The 21,807-nt window shown below is 69.5% G+C and carries 15 protein-coding genes; 5 read left to right on the top strand and 10 right to left on the bottom strand.

Going from position 1 to position 21,807, the window contains the following annotated elements; all coding sequences use genetic code 11:
- Positions 1–35: 35 nt before the first annotated feature.
- Positions 36–836, bottom strand: coding sequence for a L,D-transpeptidase (locus B7K24_RS03890; RefSeq protein ID WP_159449135.1), 801 nt, complete (start codon positions 834–836; stop codon positions 36–38).
- An 89-nt stretch (positions 837–925) separates the two neighbouring features.
- Positions 926–2,440, bottom strand: coding sequence for a sugar transferase (locus B7K24_RS03885; RefSeq protein ID WP_144268107.1), 1,515 nt, complete (start codon positions 2,438–2,440; stop codon positions 926–928).
- A 134-nt stretch (positions 2,441–2,574) separates the two neighbouring features.
- Between B7K24_RS03885 and B7K24_RS03880 the strand changes: the two genes are divergently transcribed.
- The 3 genes from B7K24_RS03880 to B7K24_RS03870 all read left to right on the top strand — a co-directional run bounded on the left by B7K24_RS03880 (position 2,575) and on the right by B7K24_RS03870 (position 5,805).
- Positions 2,575–3,450, top strand: a complete 876-nt coding sequence (locus tag B7K24_RS03880) for a polysaccharide pyruvyl transferase family protein (RefSeq protein ID WP_144268106.1) — start codon at positions 2,575–2,577, stop codon at positions 3,448–3,450.
- The gene (locus tag B7K24_RS03875; protein WP_084129239.1) at positions 3,447–4,277 is read left to right on the top strand and encodes a methylenetetrahydrofolate reductase; all 831 of its coding nucleotides are present in this window, start codon (positions 3,447–3,449) and stop codon (positions 4,275–4,277) included. Before B7K24_RS03880 ends, B7K24_RS03875 begins: the two co-directional genes overlap by 4 nt.
- A gap of 61 nt (positions 4,278–4,338) precedes the next feature.
- Positions 4,339–5,805, top strand: coding sequence for an NAD-dependent succinate-semialdehyde dehydrogenase (locus B7K24_RS03870; RefSeq protein WP_084128822.1), 1,467 nt, complete (start codon positions 4,339–4,341; stop codon positions 5,803–5,805).
- A 123-nt stretch (positions 5,806–5,928) separates the two neighbouring features.
- On the opposite strand, the gene manD is transcribed toward B7K24_RS03870, so the two are convergent.
- Both manD and B7K24_RS03860 read right to left on the bottom strand, forming a co-directional pair.
- On the bottom strand, positions 5,929–7,170 hold the full coding sequence (manD, locus tag B7K24_RS03865; protein ID WP_084128821.1) for a D-mannonate dehydratase ManD: 1,242 nt from the start codon (positions 7,168–7,170) through the stop codon (positions 5,929–5,931).
- An 11-nt stretch (positions 7,171–7,181) separates the two neighbouring features.
- Positions 7,182–10,250 carry a glycoside hydrolase family 2 TIM barrel-domain containing protein gene (locus tag B7K24_RS03860; RefSeq protein WP_234986537.1) on the bottom strand — a complete coding sequence of 1,023 codons (3,069 nt, stop codon included), beginning with the start codon at positions 10,248–10,250 and terminating at the stop codon, positions 7,182–7,184.
- Positions 10,251–10,356: 106 nt separating this feature from the next.
- Between B7K24_RS03860 and B7K24_RS03855 the strand changes: the two genes are divergently transcribed.
- Positions 10,357–11,874: an alpha-N-arabinofuranosidase gene (locus B7K24_RS03855; protein WP_084128820.1), complete on the top strand. Its 1,518-nt coding sequence runs from the start codon at positions 10,357–10,359 to the stop codon at positions 11,872–11,874.
- Between the two features lie 172 nt (positions 11,875–12,046).
- Here the strand turns inward: B7K24_RS03855 and B7K24_RS03850 are convergent, their stop codons facing one another.
- From B7K24_RS03850 to B7K24_RS03840, 3 genes are all read right to left on the bottom strand, one after another.
- Positions 12,047–13,360: an ABC transporter substrate-binding protein gene (locus B7K24_RS03850; RefSeq protein WP_159449134.1), complete on the bottom strand. Its 1,314-nt coding sequence runs from the start codon at positions 13,358–13,360 to the stop codon at positions 12,047–12,049.
- An 87-nt stretch (positions 13,361–13,447) separates the two neighbouring features.
- Positions 13,448–14,251, bottom strand: a complete 804-nt coding sequence (locus B7K24_RS03845; RefSeq protein ID WP_084128818.1) for a carbohydrate ABC transporter permease — start codon at positions 14,249–14,251, stop codon at positions 13,448–13,450.
- Positions 14,251–15,123: a carbohydrate ABC transporter permease gene (locus B7K24_RS03840; protein WP_084128817.1), complete on the bottom strand. Its 873-nt coding sequence runs from the start codon at positions 15,121–15,123 to the stop codon at positions 14,251–14,253. The genes B7K24_RS03845 and B7K24_RS03840 overlap by 1 nt, the downstream gene beginning before the upstream one ends.
- A 190-nt stretch (positions 15,124–15,313) precedes the next feature.
- Between B7K24_RS03840 and B7K24_RS03835 the strand changes: the two genes are divergently transcribed.
- On the top strand, positions 15,314–16,306 hold the full coding sequence (locus B7K24_RS03835) for a LacI family DNA-binding transcriptional regulator (RefSeq protein WP_084128816.1): 993 nt from the start codon (positions 15,314–15,316) through the stop codon (positions 16,304–16,306).
- 115 nt (positions 16,307–16,421) lie between these two features.
- Here B7K24_RS03835 and B7K24_RS03830 read toward each other — a convergent pair whose 3' ends face one another.
- The 3 genes from B7K24_RS03830 to B7K24_RS03820 all read right to left on the bottom strand — a co-directional run bounded on the left by B7K24_RS03830 (position 16,422) and on the right by B7K24_RS03820 (position 21,497).
- Positions 16,422–18,590 (bottom strand): bifunctional diguanylate cyclase/phosphodiesterase, encoded by a 2,169-nt coding sequence (locus B7K24_RS03830; RefSeq protein WP_159449133.1) that lies wholly within the window; start codon positions 18,588–18,590, stop codon positions 16,422–16,424.
- Positions 18,591–18,703: 113 nt separating this feature from the next.
- Positions 18,704–19,771 carry a family 43 glycosylhydrolase gene (locus B7K24_RS03825; RefSeq protein ID WP_234986536.1) on the bottom strand — a complete coding sequence of 356 codons (1,068 nt, stop codon included), beginning with the start codon at positions 19,769–19,771 and terminating at the stop codon, positions 18,704–18,706.
- A gap of 331 nt (positions 19,772–20,102) precedes the next feature.
- The gene (locus B7K24_RS03820; RefSeq protein WP_084128814.1) at positions 20,103–21,497 is read right to left on the bottom strand and encodes an oligosaccharide MFS transporter; all 1,395 of its coding nucleotides are present in this window, start codon (positions 21,495–21,497) and stop codon (positions 20,103–20,105) included.
- Positions 21,498–21,807: the final 310 nt, after the last annotated feature.

Raw genomic sequence — 21,807 nt, 5'->3', positions numbered from 1 at the left:
CCGATGCGTGGTGCATCGGCCGTACTGAAGCCGCCTTAGGCCGCGGTCAGGTCCGCGGCCTGGTCGGAAATGTAGACCGGCGTGCCCAGCGGGACGCCGAACTCGGTGACGAGCTCCGTGATCGCGTCGTTGGCCATGCGGATGCAGCCCGAGGAGACGTAGCTGCCGAGCCTGTCGGGCTCGTCGGTGCCATGAATGCCGATGATCGCCTCGCCGCCCTTGAACTCGTCCAGGACGGGCGAGTAGCCCGACAGGCCGTAGGCGAACGGGCCGTAGACGCCCTCGGGATCCGGCGGCTGCAAGAGCTCACGGATGTAGTAGACCCCGCCGGGGGTGGGGCGGTCGTCACGACCCACGCCCACCTCGGCGGTGAAGACCTCATCGTCGCCCTCGAAGAGGCTCAGCGTGAAGTCCGTCAGCGAGATCTCGAGGCGGTAGGACGTCGCGGTCAACTGCTCGTCGGCCAGCGGGATCCAGCCCGTGGAGCCGTTGGGGCGCACGGGCAGGTACACCTCGGCCCAGTCGTCGCGCAGCTCCTTCACCAGGAACGTCAGCGGCGTCTGTCCCGGTGCGCTGAGGACGTCCTCCGCGGCCACGGTCTGGGTCACAGTGCCGTCGACCTCGTCGTACACGTCGACCCTGTCGCTAGGGGCGGTCACGATGTAACTGGCCGGCGTGACGTCAACATCGCCTCCCTGGGGCGAGGATTCGACGTCCGGCGCAGAGATGCTGGGGACAGGCGCCGAGGTCGCCGACGTCGAGATCACCGGCTCCGGATCGCCGGTGCAACCCGTCAGGAGTAGGGCAGACGCGCCCACGAATGCCAGCGTGCGCATCGGCCTTTTCATGCTTTGCCTCCAGGAGCGCGCCGCCCTCACGACACGCTCCCTCAGCCTAGTGACCGATGTCACTCGTGGCTACCGATTTAGTAGGCTCCACGACCCGCGACGACGGCCCAGGCAGTGCGGGCCAAGATCACCAGATCGCCGCCGATGGACCAGTTTTCCGCGTAGTACAGGTCGAGGCGTACGGACTGCTCCCAGTCCAGGTCCGAGCGACCCGAGACCTGCCACAGACCCGTGAGGCCCGGCTTCACGAGCTGGCGGCGCCCCACGTTCTCCTCCCACTGCTCCACCTCGCGCGGCAGCGGTGGGCGCGGCCCCACCAGCGACATGTTGCCCTTCAGCACGTTGATCAACTGGGGAAGCTCGTCGATGGAAAAGCGGCGGAGGAACTTGCCCACACGGGTGACCCGCGGGTCGTCCTTCATCTTGAACAGGACCTCGTTGCCTGCGTCCACACCCTGCACGGCGTGGAGCGCGGCCAACCGCTGCTCGGCGTCGGTGTACATGGAGCGGAACTTGTACATGGTGAACAGGCGGTGGTCCACACCCACGCGGATCTGCTTGAAGAACACCGGGCCGGGGCTCTCGAGCTTGATGGCGATGGCGACGAGGGCCATGGGGATGGCGAGGACCAGCAGACCCATGAACGCCGTGATGCGGTCCAGGGTGTTCTTCAGCGCGTAGCGGCCACCCTCGAATCGCGGGGCGTCGACGTGCATCAGCGGCAGGCCGTCCACGGGACTCATGGACACGCGGGGCCCGGCGACGTCGACGATGGTCGGCACCACGATGAGGCCCACGCCCGTGCCCTCGAGCTCCCAGCCCAACTCCTTGGTTTCGCGCAGGGACATGGCGTCGGTGCCCGCGAGGATGACGTACTCGGCGTTGGCGTGAATGGCGAGTTCGGCGGCATCGTCGGCACCGCCGAGGACCGACACGCCCTCGATGGACTCGTGACGATCCGCCCCCGACCCCGGCAGGCACGCGCCGATGACCGCGTAGCCCGCGCGCGGCACGGAGTGCAGGCGACGGATCATCTGGCGCACGGTCTTGGGAGGGCCCACCACCACACACTGGGCCTGGAGCTGGCCGGCATCGCGTTGCGACTTGACGAGCGAGCGCCACGCCGCGCGGTAGACGAGCAACATCAGCGTGCCGAAGGGGATCGCAAAGAGCAGGTAGCCGCGGCTGATCTGCCACTGGGTCAGGAAGCCCACGATCGCGATGCCGGCAAACACGAGCCACGAGGCGTGCATGACGCGCTGGAACTCCTCCGGCCCGTGGCCCAACACGGCGGCGTCGCGGGACTTGGACCAGCCCAGCAGCACGACCCATACGACGATGATGGCGACGGTCACGAGGGCGTAGGCGGGCCCGTTGTCGCCCTGCACGGGGATGAACGGCTCCCAGCCGAAACGCACCCCATGCGCGAGCGCCATCGACAGCGTCACCACGAACAGGTCAGACACGGCGAGGCGGCGCTCATACTTCTTGGCCCAGCCACGCCTGCCGCGCATGCGCTGCGTGCTGGGGCGCACCAGCGGCACGGCGCCCGTCACGTCGCTCGGCGTCGTCTCCGACGGGTCCTCTGCCACCGCGGCTCCCCCCACTGCACTCTCCCTCAAGAGTTTGGTCGTTGCGTCAACAATACCGGCGGCCACCGACAGTCCCGGGCCGATGTGACGTTCCTGACCCGTACGCTCGTCCTGAACCGAACTGAGGAGGACGCGTGAAGGGCCAGGCCGCACGAATCGCCGGGGTCGCGGTGGTGCACTGGAATGCGCGTGCCTCCGTGGGCTCCGGCCCGGTCACACGGCGGGTGCGGTGGCCGCACCGACGCGCCAACAACTTCGGCGACCTGCTCGGACCGCTCGTGGTGTGGGCACTCGTCGAGCGTGGGCGCGATACGACAGGTGAGGCGAGCGGTGGTGGCACGGCAGACGCCAACCGAGCCACGGCATCGTCCGCCCGTCTGCTGACCGTCGGGTCGATCCTCCACCTCGCCCAGCCCGGCGACGTCGTGTGGGGCACGGGCGTGAACGGCAAGGTGCCCGAGTGGTCGTACCGCCCACGCGACCTCGACCTGCGCGCGGTGCGCGGGCCACGAACGGCGGCCGCGCTGCGTGAGCGCGGGCTCGATGTGCCAGACGTCTTCGGCGACCCCGGCCTGCTCGCACCGACGCTCCTGGGCGTGACCCGTGCCGCCGAGCCGCGCGGGGTGGTGCTGCTGCCCAATCTTCATGACGAGAGCCGGTGGCGGGGCCTGCCCGGATACGTCAGCCCGCGCACGCCAGCACGCGAGGTCATCGCGGCCGTCGCGAGCGCGGAGGCCGTCATCGCGTCGTCGCTGCACGGCATCGTGATCGCCGATGCGCTAGGCGTGCCGAGCGCGGTGGTGCAGCCGCGCGCCGAGCCACCCTTCAAGTACCAGGACTACTACGAGGGCACCGGGCGTGAGGCGCCCGCGTTTGCCGCCGACCCGGACGCGGCGCGCGCCGTGATCGCCGAACCCGCCCTCGACCTGGACGCGGTGACCGTGACGCTGCTCGCGGCGTTCCCGTGGGACCTGTGGGGACGCACGGACGCGGGGAGCGCCTCTCGATGATCGGCCACGACGCCGTCCTCGCGGACCTCTCGATCGAGCTCTCCGCGGCCGACCTTCCCCAGGTCCAGGAGGCCGCCGCGCGGCTTCCCGGCGGAGCGCGCGTGCATGTGACGGCCCTGACCACCGAGACCCACGCCGACCGGGTCGCCACCGCCTCCGAACTCGTCACCCACGGCCTCACGCCCGTGCCGCACCTCGCGGCGCGACGCATCGCCTCCGCGGCAGCGCTCGGGGCCAGCGTCCAGGACTTCGCCCACGCGGCCGCCGCCGCGTCGGTCTTCGTCATCGGCGGTGACCCGCGGACGCCAGCGGGCCCCTTCGCGAGCGCGCTCGACGTCATCGAGTCCGGCGTGCTGGCGCGTCACGGGGTGCGCGAGGTGGGGGTCGGCGGCTACCCCGAGGGCCACCCCGCGATCGCGGACGACGTGCTGTGGGACGCGCTGGCGCGAAAGAGTGCCGCGCTCACCGATCAAGGCATCGCGGGCTCGATCACGTCACAGGTGTCCTTCGACGCCCCGGCGGTCCTCGCGTGGATCGCGCGCGTGCGCGAGCACGGCATCATGCTGCCCATCCGCGTGGGCGTGCCCGGCCCCATGGGGGTGGCGAGGCTGCTGGCGTTCGCGCGCCGCATGGGCGTCGCCTCGACGGCGAGCCTCGCCCGCAAGTACGGCGCACAGCTGGGCGGCATGCTCGGCACAGCCGACCCCGACGACTTCCTCGACGCGCTGTTCGCCGGGCTCGATACTCGGGTGCACGGTGAGGTCTCCACACACCTGTACACGTTCGGCGGTCTCGGTGCGACGCTCGACTGGATCGGCGCACGCTGAGCGGATGATCCTCGGCTCCTCAGCCGTTGTCCCTCCCAACGCCACCAGCGAAGGAGTCACCATGACCGACGAGACCGCCCTCCTGTCATCCGTCCCCACCGAGCTGTTCATCGGCGGCCAGTGGCGGCCGGCATCGGACGGCGGCACGCTCGACGTGAACGACCCGGCGACGGGCATGCGGCTGGCAACCATCGCCTCGGCCACCCCCAACGACGCGACCGCCGCCATGGACGCCGCGAGCGACGCCTTCCCGGCGTGGTCGCGCACCCCCGCCCGCGAGCGCGGCGAGATCCTGCGCCGCGCCTTCGACCTGCTCATGGAGCGCGCCGACGACTTCGCGCTGCTCATGACGCTCGAGATGGGCAAGCCGCTCGAGCAGTCGCGCGGCGAGGTCACCTACGGCGGCGAGTTCCTGCGGTGGTTCTCCGAGGAGGCCCCGCGCATTGCCGGCCGGTACGGCGCGAACCCCGAGGGCAGCGGCCGGATGATCGTCAGCCAGCACGCCGTGGGCCCGTGCTACCTCATCACCCCGTGGAACTTCCCGCTCGCGATGGCCACGCGGAAGATCGCCCCCGCGGTGGCCGCCGGCTGCACGGTCGTCATCAAGCCCGCGTCGTCGACGCCGCTGACCACCCTCGCGTTCGCCGCGCTCCTCGAGGAGGCGGGCGTGCCAGCGGGCGTGGTCAACGTCCTCACGACCTCGTCGTCCAGCGACGTGTCCGAGCCCATCCTCGCCGACCCGCGCCTGCGCAAGCTGTCCTTCACCGGCTCCACCTCGGTGGGATCGTCGCTGCTGAAGCAGGCCGCCTCCGGGGTGCTGCGCACCTCGATGGAGCTCGGCGGCAATGCGCCGTTCGTGGTCTTCGAGGATGCGGACCTGGACGCCGCGGTCGAGGGCGCGATGGCGGCGAAATTCCGCAACATCGGACAGGCGTGCACGGCTGCCAACCGGTTCCTGGTGCACGAGTCCGTCGCGCCGAAGTTTGCGTCCCGCGTCACCGAGCGGGTCGAGGCCATGAGCGTGGGGCGCGGGACCGAGGACGGCGTGGACATCGGTCCACTGATCGATCAGGACGCGCTGGATAAGGTGACCTCGCTCGTGGCCGATGCCGTGGAGCGTGGCGCCCGCGTCCTCGCCGGCGGCTCGGCGGTCGACGGCGAGGGCACCTTCTTCGAGCCCACCGTGCTGGCCGACGTCCCCGCGGACGCCGACCTCATGCGCGAGGAGATCTTCGGCCCCGTCCTCGCCATCACGACGTTTGCCACCGAGGACGAGGGCGTGGCTCTCGCCAACGACACCGAATACGGCCTGGTGTCCTACGTCTACACCGAGTCCCTGGCGCGGGGACAGCGCATGATCGAGCGACTCGACACCGGGATGATGGGCCTCAACGTGGGCGTCATCTCCAACGCCGCGGCGCCCTTTGGCGGCGTCAAGATGTCCGGCCTGGGCCGCGAGGGCGGCGCCGAGGGCATCCACGAGTACCTCGAGACCAAGTACACGATGACGCCGGACCCGTTCGCCTAAGCCCCTCCCCTCGGACAGTGTGAACCGCAACGGGACGCGACGCGCCGGGCCGGCCACGGCATCGGCCGTCGGTACCGGCGTGGCGCGGCGCGAGTCGGTTCACACTGTCGGGGGAGGTGGGGTTCACCAGTCGTGCATGGACCCGTCGCGCAGGCGGTTGACCGGCAAGTACGCGGGCGCATACGCGTGCGCGGCAGCCACCTCGTCGTCGTACTCGACTCCCAGGCCGGGAGCATCGGAGGGGTTGAGCAGGCCGTCGGCGAACGTGAAGCCGGACCGGAACACCTCAAGCGTCGCGGGCGAGTGCTGCATGTACTCCTGGATGCCGAAGTTCGGGATCGCGACGCCCAGGTGCAGGGCCGCCGCGAGGCCGACCGGAGACACGTCGGTGGGCCCGTGCGCACCCGACTTGATCTGATACACCGACGCGAAGTCGAAGATGCGGCGCAATCCGGTGATGCCGCCCGCGTGCGTGACGGGGCTGCGCACGTAGTCGATGAGCTGCTCCTCGAACATCTCGCGGTAGTCCCACACCGTGTTGAACACCTCGCCGATCGCGAGCGGCGTGGTGGTGTGCTCGCGCACCCGGCGCAGCACCGCGGCATTCTCCGCGGGCGTGACGTCCTCGAGCCAGAACAGGTCGTAGGGCTCGAGCGACTTGCCCAGCCGCGCCGCCTGGATGGGCGTGAGGCGGTGGTGGGCGTCGTGCAGCAGCGGCAGCTCGGGTCCGAACTCGTTGCGCACCGCCTCGAAGACGGAGGGCACGTGGCGCAGGTACGCCGAGGTGTCCCAGGTCTCCTCGACGGGCACGGCACTGCGGCGCGCCGGCTCGTAGTCGTAGCGCGCGTCGCTGCCCGCGCCCGCGGCGGCGTTGGCCGAGGACGCGACGCCGTAGACCGACGGCAGGCCGGGGATGCCCGACTGCACACGGATGGCCCGGTAGCCCTCGTCGAGGTGCTGGCGGATGGAGTCGAACAGCTCCGGCAGCTCGGCACCCGAGGCGTGACCGTAGGCGAGCAGGCCGTCGCGGGAGCGCCCGCCCAGCAACTGGTACAGCGGCATGCCGGCGGCCTTCGCCTTGATGTCCCACAGCGCCGTGTCGACCGCGGCGATCGCGGCCATCGTGACGGGCCCGCGGCGCCAGTAGGCACCCCGGTACAGGTACTGCCACGCGTCCTCGATGCGCGACGCGTCGCGGCCGATGAGCAGCGCGGCGACGTGCTCCTGGAGGTAGGCGGCGACCGCGAGTTCGCGGCCGTTGAGAGTCGCGTCCCCCAGGCCGGTCAGGCCGTCCGCGGTGATACGCAGGGTGACGAAGTTACGGCCCGGGCTCGTGACGAGGACCTCAACGTTGGTGATCTTCATAGCTGTTCCTTTCACGCCTCGAGCGCCGTGATGCGCAGGACCATCGTGTAGGGCGCGGCGTGGAGCTGCGCGTTGGGCAGGACGCCAGGGCCGCAAGCCGCGGACCCGACGCCGTGCTGGGCGACGTCCAGGTGGACGTAGAGCCGGCCGTCGGGCACCAGGTCGCTCGGGTGCTTGGCGGCATGGAGTGCCTCATCTGACCATGGCCGCAGCGACAGCTCGAAGCCGTCCACCGGGACCCCACCCAGGGTGAGCGCGCCGGCCTCGATGAGCAGCCCGCCGCCGTCGGCGAAGCGCACCTCCGCGCGGGTCACGCCGCGGCGCGCGCCGTTCTCCTGCGGGTGCGTATACACGGTCTGCCAGTCCGCGACGGAGTGCGTCCAGCGCCCGGCGCGGGCGGCGGCGAAGGTGTCGCGGTACGACTCCTCGGGGCCCTGACCGCTCCAGTCGACGGTGGCGGCCAGCACCTCGGGCGCCTCGAGCACCAGCTGCAATCCGAGCCTCGCGACGGGCCCGGGCCAGCGGCCCTCGGCGTCGACAGACACGGCGAGTTCGACCGCACCCGTGCCGTCGTCGACGGGCGTCCAACGGAACTCGCTGCGCAGACCGCAGCGCGTGGCGGGTCCGCCGGTGCGGGCCCGCACCACCGCCGCGCCGTCCTCGATCGTCACGGACTCGAGCCGCTGCTCCAATTGGTGCAGGCCGGCCTCCTCCCACAGCGCCTTGTCCGACGGCGGGATCCACATGCCGGCGCGGTTGTCGTTGTCCGTGGGCGCACGCCACGCGTCGGGGCGGAAGAGGTGCACGTCACGGCCCGCGAGCGACACCAGGTCGCCGCGCGCGTCGATCCGCGCGGGGCCCGCGACGATGCCGCCGGCCGCGCCACCGTCGTCGGCCGGGACGGCCGCGCCGGAGGCGCGCGTCGGCAGCGCCGCGGGCACCAGCATCCGCTGCCCGCGGCCGAGAACACGACCCTCAGCCACGGCATCGGCCGCCCATCCCAGGCTGCCCACGGCGTCGCCCCTCACGGAGGCGACCACCTCCCACCAAACGGGCTCGCCGACCATCGGTTCGGGCAGATCGACGGACGGTACCGGCACGTCGAGCGTCTCACCGGGGGCCAACGGCGGCGCCTCGATGACGCCGGACGCGCGCACCTCGCCCGCGCGGTGCACGGTCCACGTGAGTTCGATTGTCGACGTGTCGCGGAAGGCGAAGCGGTTGCGCACGGTGAGGCCGTCACCGGAGGACGGCACCTCGATACGCACCGGCGCGAACACCGCCGCGACCTCGTACAGCGACGGGGACGGGGTCCGGTCGGGAAGGAGCAGGCCGTCGGCGACGAAGTTACCGTCGTGGAAGCGCTCGCCAAAGTCGCCGCCGTAGCCGTAGAACGCGGTGCCGTCGGCCTCGCGGCGGAGGATCCCGTGGTCGAACCACTCCCAGATGAAGCCTCCCGCCAGGCGCGGGTAGCGGTCGAACAGCGCCTCATAGTCGGACAGCCCGCCCGGGCCGTTGCCCATGGCGTGCGCGTACTCGCACTGGATGAACGGCATCTGGCGGCGCCTCGCGTCCAGGTCGGCGCGCGCGAGGGCGGGCTCGACGCCGCGGCCAATGAGCTCGACATGCTCGCTCGTCGCATACATCCGCGAATACACGTCGACCTCGTCGGAGGAGTAATCACCCTCGTAGTGCACCAGTCGCGTGGCGTCGAGCTCGCGGACGGCATCGGCCATCGCCTTCACCGCGCGGCCGCGGCCCGCCTCGTTGCCCAGCGACCACATGATGATGCTGGGGTGGTGGGCGTCGCGGCGCACCATGCGGCGCACACGGTCCACGATGACGGGCTCCCACTCGGGGTCGTCGAGCGGGTTGCCCGCCCAGTCACCCTCCTCAAAGCCGTGCGTCTCGAGGTCATTCTCGTCGATGACGTACAGGCCGTAGCGGTCGCACAGGTCGAGGAAATGCGGATGCGGCGGGTAGTGGCTGGTGCGCACCGCGTTGATGTGGTGGCGCTTCATCAGCAGCACGTCGGCCAGCATCACCTCGGGGGTGACGGCGCGCCCGCGCGCGGGGTCGAACTCGTGGCGGTTGACGCCGCGCAGCTTGATGGGGGCGCCGTTGACCAGCAGCACGGCGTCGCGCACCTCGATGCGGCGGAAACCCACCGCGAGCGTCACCGTCTCGCCCGGCGCCTGCACGGTCGCCTCATAGAGCCGCGGCAGCTCCGCACTCCACGGCTCGACCTCGACCGTCGCGCTCTCGCCGACCGCGAGGTCGAGGCCCAACTCGGGGACTTTGACGCGGGCGGCCGATGCCCCCTCGCCCTCCGCACTCACCGTGAGGGTGCCGAGGTGGGTCAGGTGGTCGTAGTCGGCCATGACGGACACGTGGTCGAGGCCGCCTGCGGGGCGGTGCTCGAGCGTGACGGGGCGGAAGATGCCCGACATCCACCACTGGTCCTGGTCCTCGATGTACGACATCGCGGACCACTGGGTGACGCGGACCGCGAGGAGGTTGTCGCCGGGCTGGAGCGCGTCCGTGACGTCGATCTCGCTCGGCAGGCGGGACCCGTGCGACGTCGCGATGACCTGCCCGTTGAGCGCGACCTGGAACCACGAGTCCACGCCCTCGAAGCGCAACAGCGTGCGGCCGTCGGTGGGCCAGTCGGCGGGCACGGTGAGGATGCGGCGGTACTCCCCCGTGGGGTTGTCGTCCGGCACGAAGGGCGGCTCGATGGGGAACGGGTAGTGACGGTTGCTGTAGGCGGGGGCGCCATACGGCCAGGACTCAGGTGCGCCGGCGAGCTGCCAGTGGCCGGGAACCTCGATCTGGTCCCAGTCGGCGCCGGCCTCGTCGCGCGCCACGCCGGTGTCGGGGTGCGGGAACAGGCGGAAGCGCCAGGCGCCGTCGAGGCTCATGGCACGCGCGGACGAGGCCTCGAACGCGGGGCGGAACCGGGCGGCCTGAATCCCCTCGGGGACGGCGACGGTGACGTGACTGGAGGGCATCTTCGATCTCCCGTGATCGTGGGTGAGGGCGTTCACGAAGGCGATGTGTGCCGCCGCCTTCGCGTTCATGGTTCAACGTTGTACTATAGTCGGCACCGGGGCCGATGCAACTCGGCCGCCTCACCACCTACGTCCCTCGACCCGCGCGCTGTTGCGCGCTCGAGAAGGAGCAACGATGCACCACGCACGCCTCACCATCCATCCCGACTTCGTCGTGGGCCCCGTGAGGCGGGGCACCTTCGGCACGTTCGTCGAGCACCTCGGCCGCTGCGTCTACACCGGCATCTTCGAGCCCGGCCACCCGACGGCAGACGACCAGGGCTTCCGCGGCGACGTGCTCGCCCTCGTCAAGGAGCTCGGCGTGAGCACCGTGCGCTATCCAGGAGGAAACTTCGTCTCCGGATACCGCTGGGAGGACGGCATCGGCCCCGTGGAGGATCGCCCTTTGCGCCTCGACCTCGCGTGGCACTCGACCGAGCCCAACACGTTCGGCCTCAACGAGTTCATGGCGTGGACCAAGGCGTCCGGCACCGAGGCGATGATGGCCGTCAACCTCGGCACGCGCGGCATCCAGGAGACGCTCGACGTCCTCGAGTACTCCAACGGCAAGGGCGACACCCACCACGCGGCGCTCCGGCGCGAGCACGGAGTCGAGGAGCCTCACGGCGTCACCTTCTGGTGCCTGGGCAACGAGATGGACGGCAAGTGGCAGCTGGGCGCGAAGACCGCCCGCGAGTACGGCCGCCTGGCCTCCGAGACTGCACGCGGCATGCGCCAGATGTACCCCGACCTCACGCTCGTCGCGTGCGGCTCGTCCGGCTCCGACATGCCCACCTTCGGCACGTGGGAGCGAGAGGTCCTCGAGGAGTGCTTCGACGAGGTCGACCTCATCTCCGCGCACGCCTACTACCGCATCGAGGACGGCGACCTGGGGTCCTTCCTCGCGAGCGCCCAGGACATGGACCACTTCATCGACGCCGTGAGCGCCACCGCCGACTCCGTGGCGATCGCCAAGAAGTCCTCCAAGCGCGTCCACATCTCGTTCGACGAGTGGAACGTCTGGTACCACGACCTCGATAGCCCCACGATTCCGAAGGGCGACGACTGGCCCGTCGCGCCGCCCCTCGAGGAGGACAACTACTCGGTGGCCGATGCGGTGGTGGTCGGCAACCTGCTCATCACCCTGCTGCGTCACACCGACCGCGTGCACTCGGCGAGCCAGGCGCAACTGGTCAACGCCATCGCGCCGATTACCACCGAGCCGGGCGGCGCCGCGTGGCGTCAGACGATCTTCCACCCGTTCGCCCTCACGGCCGCCCACGCGCGCGGCGAGGTGCTGCGGGTGGCCGTCGACGCACCGTCCTACGACAACGCGCGCTTCGGGCAGTCCGCGCTCGTCGATGCCGTCGCGACGTATGACCGCGAGTCGGGCGAGGTCGTCGTGTTTGCCGTCAACCGCGCCACCGAGGACTCCACACGGCTTGAGCTCGACCTCGCCTCGCTCGGCGAGCTCAGCCTCATCGAGGCCGTCACCTACGCGAACGACGACCCGTTCTGGCGTGCGTCGAAGGACACCGAGGCCGACGTGCTGCCGGCGCCCAACGCGTCCGCGACCGTCACCGACGGCGCCCTCGCCGTCGACCTGCCGGCCGTGTCGTGGTCGATGATCCGTCTGGGCGGAGCCTCCTCCTAAGCCGCCCGGTCCCCCGCGCCCCCCGCCGTTCCTCTCCACGGCGGGGGGCGTTTTTGTGTGTGGCCGATGCCGTGGCGAGGTGGGCTACGGCGGCCCACCACCGCGTCGGCCACCCACAAGACAGCACAGCGCCCGGCATCCTGACGGATGCCGGGCGCTGTGCGGTGTGGCGTTAGTCGTTCAGCGTCGCGAGCTCGGTCGCGGCGCCGGCGCCGTTGGCGATGTTCTGGAGGACGACGCCCAGGTCGTTCTCGAGTCCACCGTTGGTGGCCGAGGTCACCTTGCGCGGGTACGCGGCGGCCTGGAGCGAGTCCGTGACGGCCTGGACGCTGTCGAGCGCGATCTGCGACTCGTCGTCGCCGAGCTCGGGCGAGATGTCGGTGGCCGCGGGGAAGCCCTGCATCATGTTGACCCAGATCTGCTGGCCCTCGCCGACCGAGAGGAACTCGGCGAACGCCGTCGCCGCCTCGAGCTTGTCGCCCTCGAGCTCGGAGCTCAGCGCGATCGAGTAGTCGACACCGCTGGTCGCGAGCGCCTCGTTGTCACCCAGCGTGGGCAGCGGCGCCATGCCGATCTCGTCGCCCTCGACCGCGGAACCCGGGGTCTCGGCGTTGCCGGCGAGCGTCGCGCTGACGTGCCACGAGCCGGTCGGCATCGCGAGCGAGTTGCCGGCCAGGAAGTAGTCGTCACGAGCCGACGGGTAGGTGGTCGTCGACGTCGCCGCCTCCTGGAAGATGCCGTCGGAGAAGAGCTGAGCCCAGCGCTCGGCGGCCGCCACGAGGGCGTCGGACTCCCACGGGATCTCACCCGCGGCGGCGCGGTAGATGTCGCCGCCCTCGCCGTACTGGTTGCTCAGCCACACGAAGAAGTCGACGTCGTGCCACGCGTCCGCGGCACCCATCGCGAAGGGCGTCATGCCGGCCGCGTTGGCGGCGTCGGCAATGGCGACCATGTCCTCGTAGCTTTCGGGCAGGCTCAGTCCCAGCTCGTCAAAGGCGGTCTTGTTGTAGAGGTAGAACTCGCTTCCGGCGGTGAGGATCGGCACGGCCTTGACCTCGCCGTCGGAGGTGCTGGTCTCCTCGAGCAGCTCGGGCTTGATGCCGTCGATCCAGTCGGCGGCGTAGTCCTCGGTGGGCATCGCGAATTCGGCGTAGTCGTCGAACGCGGAGCCGACCTGGATGCCGAACATGTCGGGGGTCTCGCCCGCGAGGATCAGGTTGTCGAGCTCGGTGAAGTAGTTGGTCGCGTCGTCGGCGCCCTGGAAGTCGATCTCGATGTCGGGGTGCGCGGCCTCGAACGCCTCGATGATCGGGGTCCACTGGTCGACCGTAGGCAGCCAGGACTGGTAGCGCAGGGTGATGGTGCCGCCGTCGCCCTCAGCGCCGTCGGCCCCGTCCGAAGCGCCCGAGCACCCGGCCAGGGCGATCAGCGCACCGCCGGCGACGAATGCCGTCGCCGCACGGGTTGCGGTGTTCCTTGACTTCATGACTCCTCCTTGAGTGTGGTGGTGGGCAAGCCCACCTAGGGGACGAGCACCGGGGGCGGCACTCATGTGGGGGTTGAACTCGTGTCGCTAGCTCTTGACCGCGCCGGCGGTGATGCCGGTCTGCAGGTAGCGCTGGCTGGAGACGTAGACCAGCAGCGACGGAATGGTCAGGAGGATGAGGCCCGAGTACAGCTGGGCGATCTGCTCCTGGCTCATGCGCTCGAACTGCAACAGCGACACGGCCTGTGTGACCGGGTACATCGACTCGTCCGACAGCAGCAGGTTGGGCAGCAGGTATTCGTTCCAGCAGTACACGAACGAGAGCACGCTGACGGTGGCGATCGCCGGACCCGACAGGGGCACGAAGATCTGCCAGAAGATGCGGAACGGGCGCGCGCCATCGATCGTGGCGGCCTCGACGATCTCCTCGGGGATGCCGTCGAACGCGTTCTTCAGCAGCATCAGCATGATGACGACGTTGAACGAGACGAGCGGCAGGATCACGCCGATGTACGTGTTGCGCAGCTCCATGCCGGAGATGATCGTGAACAGGGGCGTGACGACCGCGGCGATCGGGATCGCGAGGCACGCGAGCAGCAGGCGGTAGATGACCGTGCGGCCACGGAAGCGCATGCGGGAGAAGGCGAAGGCGCCCAGCGACCCGATGATGACGATGACGACTGTGGAGCCGCCGGCGATGAGGAAGCTGTTGCCTACCGCGGACCAGTAGTTGAACTGGGGGTGGTTGAGGACGGCCTCGTAGTTGCCGATGCCGCCGATCGCGAAGGACTTCACGATGGCCACGCCGATGGGGTAGAGCCACAGCGCGGCGAGGCCGATCAGTACGGCGTACATCGCCACGGTGGCGGCCTTGGTTCTGCGGGTCTTCATCAGGAGTCCTTCCTGTTCGCCATGCGGCCCTGGATCGCGGCGAGCGCGAAGGCGATGACGAGGATCACGATGCCGAGCGCGGCGGAGTAGCCCGCCTCGCGGTCGAGTCGCGCCTGGTAGAGGTACGTGGTGAGGAAGTGGGTGGACACGCCGGGGCCGCCCTGGGTGGTCAGCCACACCTGGTCGAAGGTCTTCAGCGAGCCGACGATGCCGAGCGTCACCAGCACCGCCGTCGTGCCCTTCAGCGAGGGGATGGTGATGCTGAACAGGCGGCGCCACCAGCCCGCGCCGTCGAGCTCGGCGGCCTCGTACATCTCCTCGGGAATGCTCATGAGGCTCGCGTAGTAGACCATCATCGAGAAGCCCATCCACGAGAAGACGTTGATGATGATGATCGACCAGACGCCCAGGTCGGCCCCCAGCCACTGGATGACGGCGCCGTCGTCGAGGATGCCCAGCGCGCGCAGGGTCTCATTCAGCGAGCCGTAGTTGGCCTCGTACATGTACTTGAAGACGGTCGCGATGATCGCGGGGGCCATGGCGATGGGCAGGAAGAAGACGGCCTTGAAGAATCCGCTGCCGGGAAGCTTCTCCTTGGCGATGACCGCGATGAGCAGGCCGATCGCGGCCTGCAGCACGATCGTGACCACCATGAACAGCAGCGTGTTGCGCAGGGCGATGTAGAACGTCCTGTCGCCGAACATGTCGACGTAGTTCTGCACGCCGATGAACTCCATGCTGGTGAGGCCGTTCCAGTCCGTCAGGCTCGCAAAGCCCGCGAACCCAATCGTGGTGTACAACAGCACGCCAGCGATGATCACGACCGGGGCGATGTAGAGGTAGGGGACCCACCGCGCTCCGTGTGCTCTCATGTCTTCCTTCCACCTAGTACAACGTTGAACTATTTGGATCGAGAGGCCGCGAGCTCGCCTTGTGAGCGGCCGGACCTCCGTCATAGTTCGACGTTGAACTGAACTTGTGTTCGTCACAGTAGCACACCGCTAGGATCGGGCTACCACTCGTCGAAAAGCGGTGCCTGTGGGGGCGCGGGAGAGGCAGGCCATGAAGCGGGTACGGCTCGCAGACGTCGCGGAACACGTCGGCGTCAGCACCAAGACGGTGTCGAACGTCGTCAACGGCACCGGTTGGGTCAGCGACGCGGTGCGCGACCGGATCCTGATCGCCATCGACGAGCTGGGCTACCGCCCCAACCTCGCCGCGCGCCAGCTGCGCCAGGGCCGCAGCGGCACCATCGCGCTGTGCATCCCCAACCTCGCCGAGCCGTACTTCGCGGAGCTCGCGGCCGAACTCGTCGACCGCGCCCAGGAGCGCGGACTCACGGTGCTCGTCACCCAGACCAAGGCCAAGGCAGACGTCGAGCTTGCCGTCATCGAGGCGCAGCGGCTTCCCGCCGTCGACGGCATCATCCTCAGCCCCCTCGCGCTCACCGCCGCCGACATCGAGGCTCGCCGCAGCGAGGTGCCCCTGCTGCTCATCGGCGAGCTGGGCCAGACCATCGCCGGCGACGCGGTCGCGCATGTGGGCCCCGACAACACCGCCGCGGCCGCCGACGCCACGCGCTACCTCATCGACCACGGCTGCCGCCGCATCGCCGTCGTCGGCGTCCAGCCCCACTCGCACACCGAGACGGCACGGCTGCGCCTGGCCGGCTACCGCCAAGCCCTCGACGAGGCGGGCATCGGCTTCGACGAGTCCCTGCTGGTCGAGGTCGAGAACTACAACAGGGCCGAGGGCACCGCCGCAGTCGAGTCCCTGCTGGAGCGCGGCACCGACTTCGACGGGGTGTTCTGCTTCAACGACTCCTTGGCGTTCGGCGCGCACTTCACCCTCGCCCGTCACGGGTACTCGCAGCCCGACCAGGTACGCGTCATCGGTTACGACGCCATCGAGGAGGGCAAGTACACGGTGCCGCCGCTTGCGAGCGTCGACCCCGGCGTCGCCTCCGCAAGCACCCTCATGCTCGACCTGCTCGCCGACGGCGCCCGGGGCAGACGCGGTCACATCGAGGTTCCTCACCACCTCGTCGAGCGCTAGCCTGCTGCCCCGGCAGTGTGAACCGAAACTCGGCCCGAGACGCCGGGCGAGCCTCAGCATCGGCCATCCTCGGCGGCGTGGCGCAGCTCGGACCATTTCACAGGGTCGCGGCGGTTCAGTCTGTCGCGGCCGGGGATAGGCAGGTCTCTTCGAAGGCGGCCACGGGCATCGGCCGTCCCAAAAGGTAGCCCTGGTAGAACGCGCAGCTGGTGCCGCGGAGGAAGGCCAGCTCCGCCTCTGTCTCGATGCCCTCGGCCACCACCTCCAGGCCGAAGATGCTCGCGAGGTACAGCACGGCGTTGACGACGGCGGCGTTCTCGTCATCGGCGTCCACGCCACGCACAAACGTCCGGTCGATCTTGAGGCGCGACACCGGGTAGCGCTTGAGTAGGCTCAGCGAGGCGAAGCCCGTGCCGTAGTCGTCGAAGGCGAGGGACACGCCGAGGTCACGCAGGCCCGCGAGCGCCCGGGCGGTCTCGTCGTCATCGCGGGTCAGGATCGTCTCGACAAGCTCCAACTCGAGCGCGCTGCCGGGCAGGCCGGTGTCCGCGAGGATGCGCTCGACCGATTCGACCAACGTGTCGCTGCGCAGCTGAGACTCGAACAGGTTGACCGCGATGTGGAAGTCGGGGATCTCCTCGCGCCATCGCGCCGCCTGTTCGCACGCGGTGCGGATCACCCACTCGCCCACTGCTGGCGCGATCGGCTTGCGCGCGAGCGTGTCGATGAAGTGCGCCGGGGACAATTGCCCTCGCGTGGGATGGTTCCACCGCATCAGGGCCTCGGCACCGACGAGGGTCGCGCCCCCACGCGCCCATTGCGGTTGGTACACCAGCTCAAACTGTCCCTCGTGATACGCCGTCCGCAGTTCCTGGCGCAGCGTGTGCTGCTCGATGGCACCCTTGCGCAACGCCGGCTCGTACACGCACACATGCCCGCGACCGCGGCCCTTCGCGCTGTACAGCGCAAGGTCGGCGGCGCTCACCAGCATCTCGGCCGATTGCGCGTCTTGCGGATACGCCGCGATCCCCACCGACACGCCAATGTCGACGCGCTGGCGCTTGGCGACGTACTGACCGCTCACGGCGCGAATCAGGGTGTCGCCCAGGTCGATGGCTCGCGCGGCGTCGTCGCCCTCGACAAGAACGGCGAACTCGTCCCCGCCCAGGCGCCCCACGCAGCTCGCGCCCTCCATCGACGCCTTGAGCCTCGTCGCGACCATCGTCAGGAGCTCGTCGCCGACGGTGTGTCCCAGGGTGTCGTTGACCTCCTTGAATCCGTCCAGGTCAAGCATGATGAACGTGACGGGCTCCCGGCGCGACACGTGTCGCTCAAGCGCCTCGTGCAAGGAGCCCCTGCTCTTGAGTCCCGTGAGCGAGTCGGTGGTCGCCAGTCGGTAGAGCCGACGCTCGACGTCCAGTTGTGCGGTGAGGTCCCTCACGATGGCGCCCACGGCCATCTCGGAGCCCTCCCACCACGACGACAACGAGAGCTCGACGGGAATTCTGGTGCCATCCCGGCGCTGCCCCTCCGCCCGGACGCGGTGGTCAGGGGCCGCGCCTCCCAGCGCCGCCGACAGCCGCTCGAAATCGCGGAAGAACTCGGCGCGCTGCTCCTGGGGGATGATCCGCTCGAGCGGCGAGCCGAGCATTTCCGCGGCGCTGTAGCCAAAGAGCTGCTCGGCCGCGGCGTTCCAGAACGTTGTGCGACCCTCACCGTCGGCGCACATGATCGCGTCGGGCGAGGTAGCCGCGATGTTCCTAAAGCGCGCCTCGGTAGCGGCACGGCGCACCTCACGGCACCGCGACTGCAGCCTGTCGGCCACGAGCAGCGACACGTCGGCAATGGCGCGCGCCGCCTCGGCCTCAAAGGGACCCCCGTCGGCGAGGTCGACGATGGCAAGGGTGCCAAGCACCGTCCCGTCCTCGTCATGAAGATCGCTCACGTGGCTGCGCCCCGCCGCGATGGCGCGCCCCACGTGCGTCACACCGGTGGCATGTGCGCCTGTCGACGCGAACCCCGCCGGCGTTCGTTCCTCGGTCATGCGACCGTGCTGCACACGGAGCGCCAGGCTCGCCACGGCGGTCGGCGTCTCGCCGCCCAACGGTGACGTGAGCACCAGCGGCTCCTCGCCGGGCACGATGACGATCGCGAGCGGCGACGCGAACAGCACCTCGAGTGCGACCGTGGCCGCGTCAAAGTCGCCGGCGGCGCCGTCGGCGCGGCCGGCGGGCAACGCTGTGGGCGCCGACGTGGTCCCGGCGCCCTCCCAAGGCGAGTCCACGGGATGACTATGCCACCTGCAAGACCGCCCACATTCCATGCGTCGGTAGGAATTGGTCGCGAAACGACAAAGCGGGGCCGATGCCTCGGCACCGGCCCCGCTCGCATTCATCCTTACGCGGGCTGAGCCTCCGCATCGGCCGTCGTCATCCCGCTCGCCGGCAGCACCTCGATCGAGGTGGGCACGGGGCGCTGCAGCGGCGCGGGCGTGCCCCACTGTGGCTCGCCGTCGACGAACGGCAGCACCTGCGCGCATGCCTGGCGGTTGGGCTCCCACAGCGGGTCGCCCACGATGGTGGTGTAGGTGCGGGCGTGGTAGACGAGCACGGTGTTGCCGTCGGCGTCCTCGGTGAACGAGTTGTGGCCCGGTCCGTAAATGTCGACGCTCGGGTCCGAGGTGAAGACCGGCTGGTCCGACTTGGTCCACGACGCGGGGTCGAGAAGGTCGGCGTCGGCGTCCGCCGTGAGCAGCCCCATCGCGTACTCGATGCCGGTGCCCGAGGCGGAGTACGTGAGGTAGATGCGTCCGTCGCGAATGAGCACGCTCGCGCCCTCGTTGACGGAGAACACCTGGCATTCCCAGTCGAACTCGGGACGGGTGAGGAGGACCGCGGGGGTCGCGAGCGTCCAGGGGTTGGCCATACGTGCGATGTACAGGTTCGAGTTGCCCTCGATCGCGAGGTCCTGCTGCGCCCACACCAGGTACTGCTCGCCGCCGTGCACAAAGCTGGTTGCGTCGAGAGCGAACGTCTCCCAGCCGGTGTCGACCTGGCCGCGCTCGACCCACGTTCCCGTGATCGGGTCGTCGTCGGTGCACTCGAGGCAGTAGACGCGGTGGTTGAAGGTCTCCGCGGCGCCGGGCTCGTCGGCGCTGGGCGCACCGTTGGGCGAGGCGGCGTAGTAGATGTACCAGGCACCATTCACACGGTGGATCTCGGGGGCCCAGATGAGGTTCGACTGCGGGCCGGACTGGTGCTTGGTCCAGATGGTGACCTCGTCGGCTGCCTGCAGGTCCTCGAGGCGCTCCGCGCGACGCAGCACGATGCGGTCGTACAGCGGGTACGAGCCCGTGAAGTAGTACTGGTCGTCGACGCGCAGGACGCACGGGTCGGCGCGCTGCAGCACGATGGGGCTTGGGATGCTCTGGTCGTTGGACATGATGACCTCAGTCTTGGTGGGCACGCGCGGGATGACTCTCCGCGCGCGGCGTCCTCAGCGACGACGCCATTTTCTAACGTTGTAAATGGTACCCGACGAGCGGGGTGGAGGAAGCGGCGAAGGTCCCGTGCGTGCGGCTGGCGCTTCGCCTCACTGAGTGCCCACCAGGATGCACCGCGGTGCACGCGGGCACATGGAGTGTCCACTGGGGTGCGGGCCCCCGGGCCAGCAGCCCAGTGGACAACCAGTGCGCTCCCCTGCACCCCGCCGCGCCCCAGTGGACAACGGTTGAGCTCCACAGCGAAGTGAAGCCCCGGCACGCCGCGCGCCATCGATGCGGCGTGCCGGGACGGACCTACTTGCGAGCAGAATCCACTACCTCGGGGTCACCGGGGCGGCGGGCCTCGCCGGAGGCGGAGCCAGCCACCGCGGCCGCCGTCCCCACGCCGTCGGCATCCGCAGCGTCGAGGGTCTCGCCAGACCCGGTCTCACCGGGAGCCAGCAGACCCTTGTCATTGCGCATCATGAAGCTCGCGATGACGGTCACGGTGGTGATCACGCCGGCCATGATGAGGTAGCCGTTGGAGAAGCCGATCTCCTGGTACATCACGCCGAAGGTGGTCGAGAACAGCGCCACACCGAGCGACTTGGCGACACCGAAGCCGAGCATGTACGCGGTGGCCGAGATCCGCACGTTGAACATGCGGGTGATGTACTTCATTACCGACACGAGCATCAGGGGCATCTCGATCGCTGCGAGCAGGCGCCAGGCGATGAGCGCCTCGGTGGTGGTGAAGAGCGCCGAGCCGAGCACGCGCACCACGAGGATGGCGGCGAACAACTGCAGGCCGCGCTTGGCGCCGATCTTGTTGACGAACCACGGCGCGATCAGCATCACGGCAGCCTCGGCGAAGATCTGGATGGTCACCACGTTGGCGAAGAGCTGCTCGGGGTTGCCGTGCTCGACGAGGCTCGCGAAGTACACGGAGAACTGCTGGTCGAAGACGTCGTACAGGGCGGCGGTGCCGAACATCAACACCACGAATCCCACGAAACTGCGGTCGCGCAGCAGCGTCTTGAGGGTGGCCATCGAGATGCCCTCGCCGGCCTCCTCGCCATCGGCGACGCCGGTGTCACGGGCGGCATCGGGCACCCGCGCCACGAACAACAGCACACCCAGCACGAGGGCGCAGAACGTCGCGGCCCACCACACGCTGTCGGGGTTGGTCGCCCACAGGACGCCGCCCACGAAGGTGGCCGAGGCGCCACCGAGGGAGCCAAACAGGCGGGCGTGGCCGTACTCGAACCCGTTGGCGCGCGATGCACGCTCATTGAAGGCCTCGACGACCGACACACCGGCGAGCAGGACCAGAGCCAGGTACATGCCACCCACCACCGCGGCGAGCGTCATGTTGACACCCATCAGGGGCACGAACACGAAGGAGAAGAACGGCCCGACCATCGCGGCGCACAGCGCCACAAACGCGAAGAGGTACTTGCGCAGCCCCAGGCGGTCCTGCAGGTAGCCGTAGAGCGGCTGCAGGCACAGCGCGGTGATGGCCATCACGGAGTTGACCAGGCCGATGTTGCCCGACTTCATGCCGCCGTCGGCGAGCCACAGGCCCAGGAAGCTGAAGGCGATCTGCCAGATGGCGAAGTAGAAGAAGTACAGGCCGCCGTAGTTCCAGAACACGCCGCGCTTCAGCGAGGCGGTCAGGGTGGGGGCGGAGGCGGTCGCGGTGGCGCTCATGCGAGCCGTCCTTTCGGTACAGGGGCGCGCGGGCGCGTCCGGGGTAGGAGGGGCGCGGGGCCGATGCATCACTCGGGCTGGCAACATCCGTCACCAAAGGGAGGAAAGCGCAGTGCGGCCGGGGCGGGAGGCGACGGTCGCGCCGGCGAGGGGCCTCGCGCGAAAGGACCCGTCTTCGGGTCCGTCGTGTCACACTACCCTCCCATTGGGAACGGTCACAGCCGACGGCCCTAGGTCCCGGTCCGTGTCCGAAATGTGACGCAACCGCAACCGGGGCGTAGCCGAAAACGCGCTGGCAGGTGGCATGGCC

Origin of the sequence: Demequina sp. NBRC 110055 (assembly GCF_002090135.1) — a bacterium.
In the GTDB taxonomy this organism is placed as follows: Bacteria; Actinomycetota; Actinomycetes; order Actinomycetales; family Demequinaceae; genus Demequina.
This window is presented reverse-complemented; position numbering and strand designations above follow the sequence as displayed.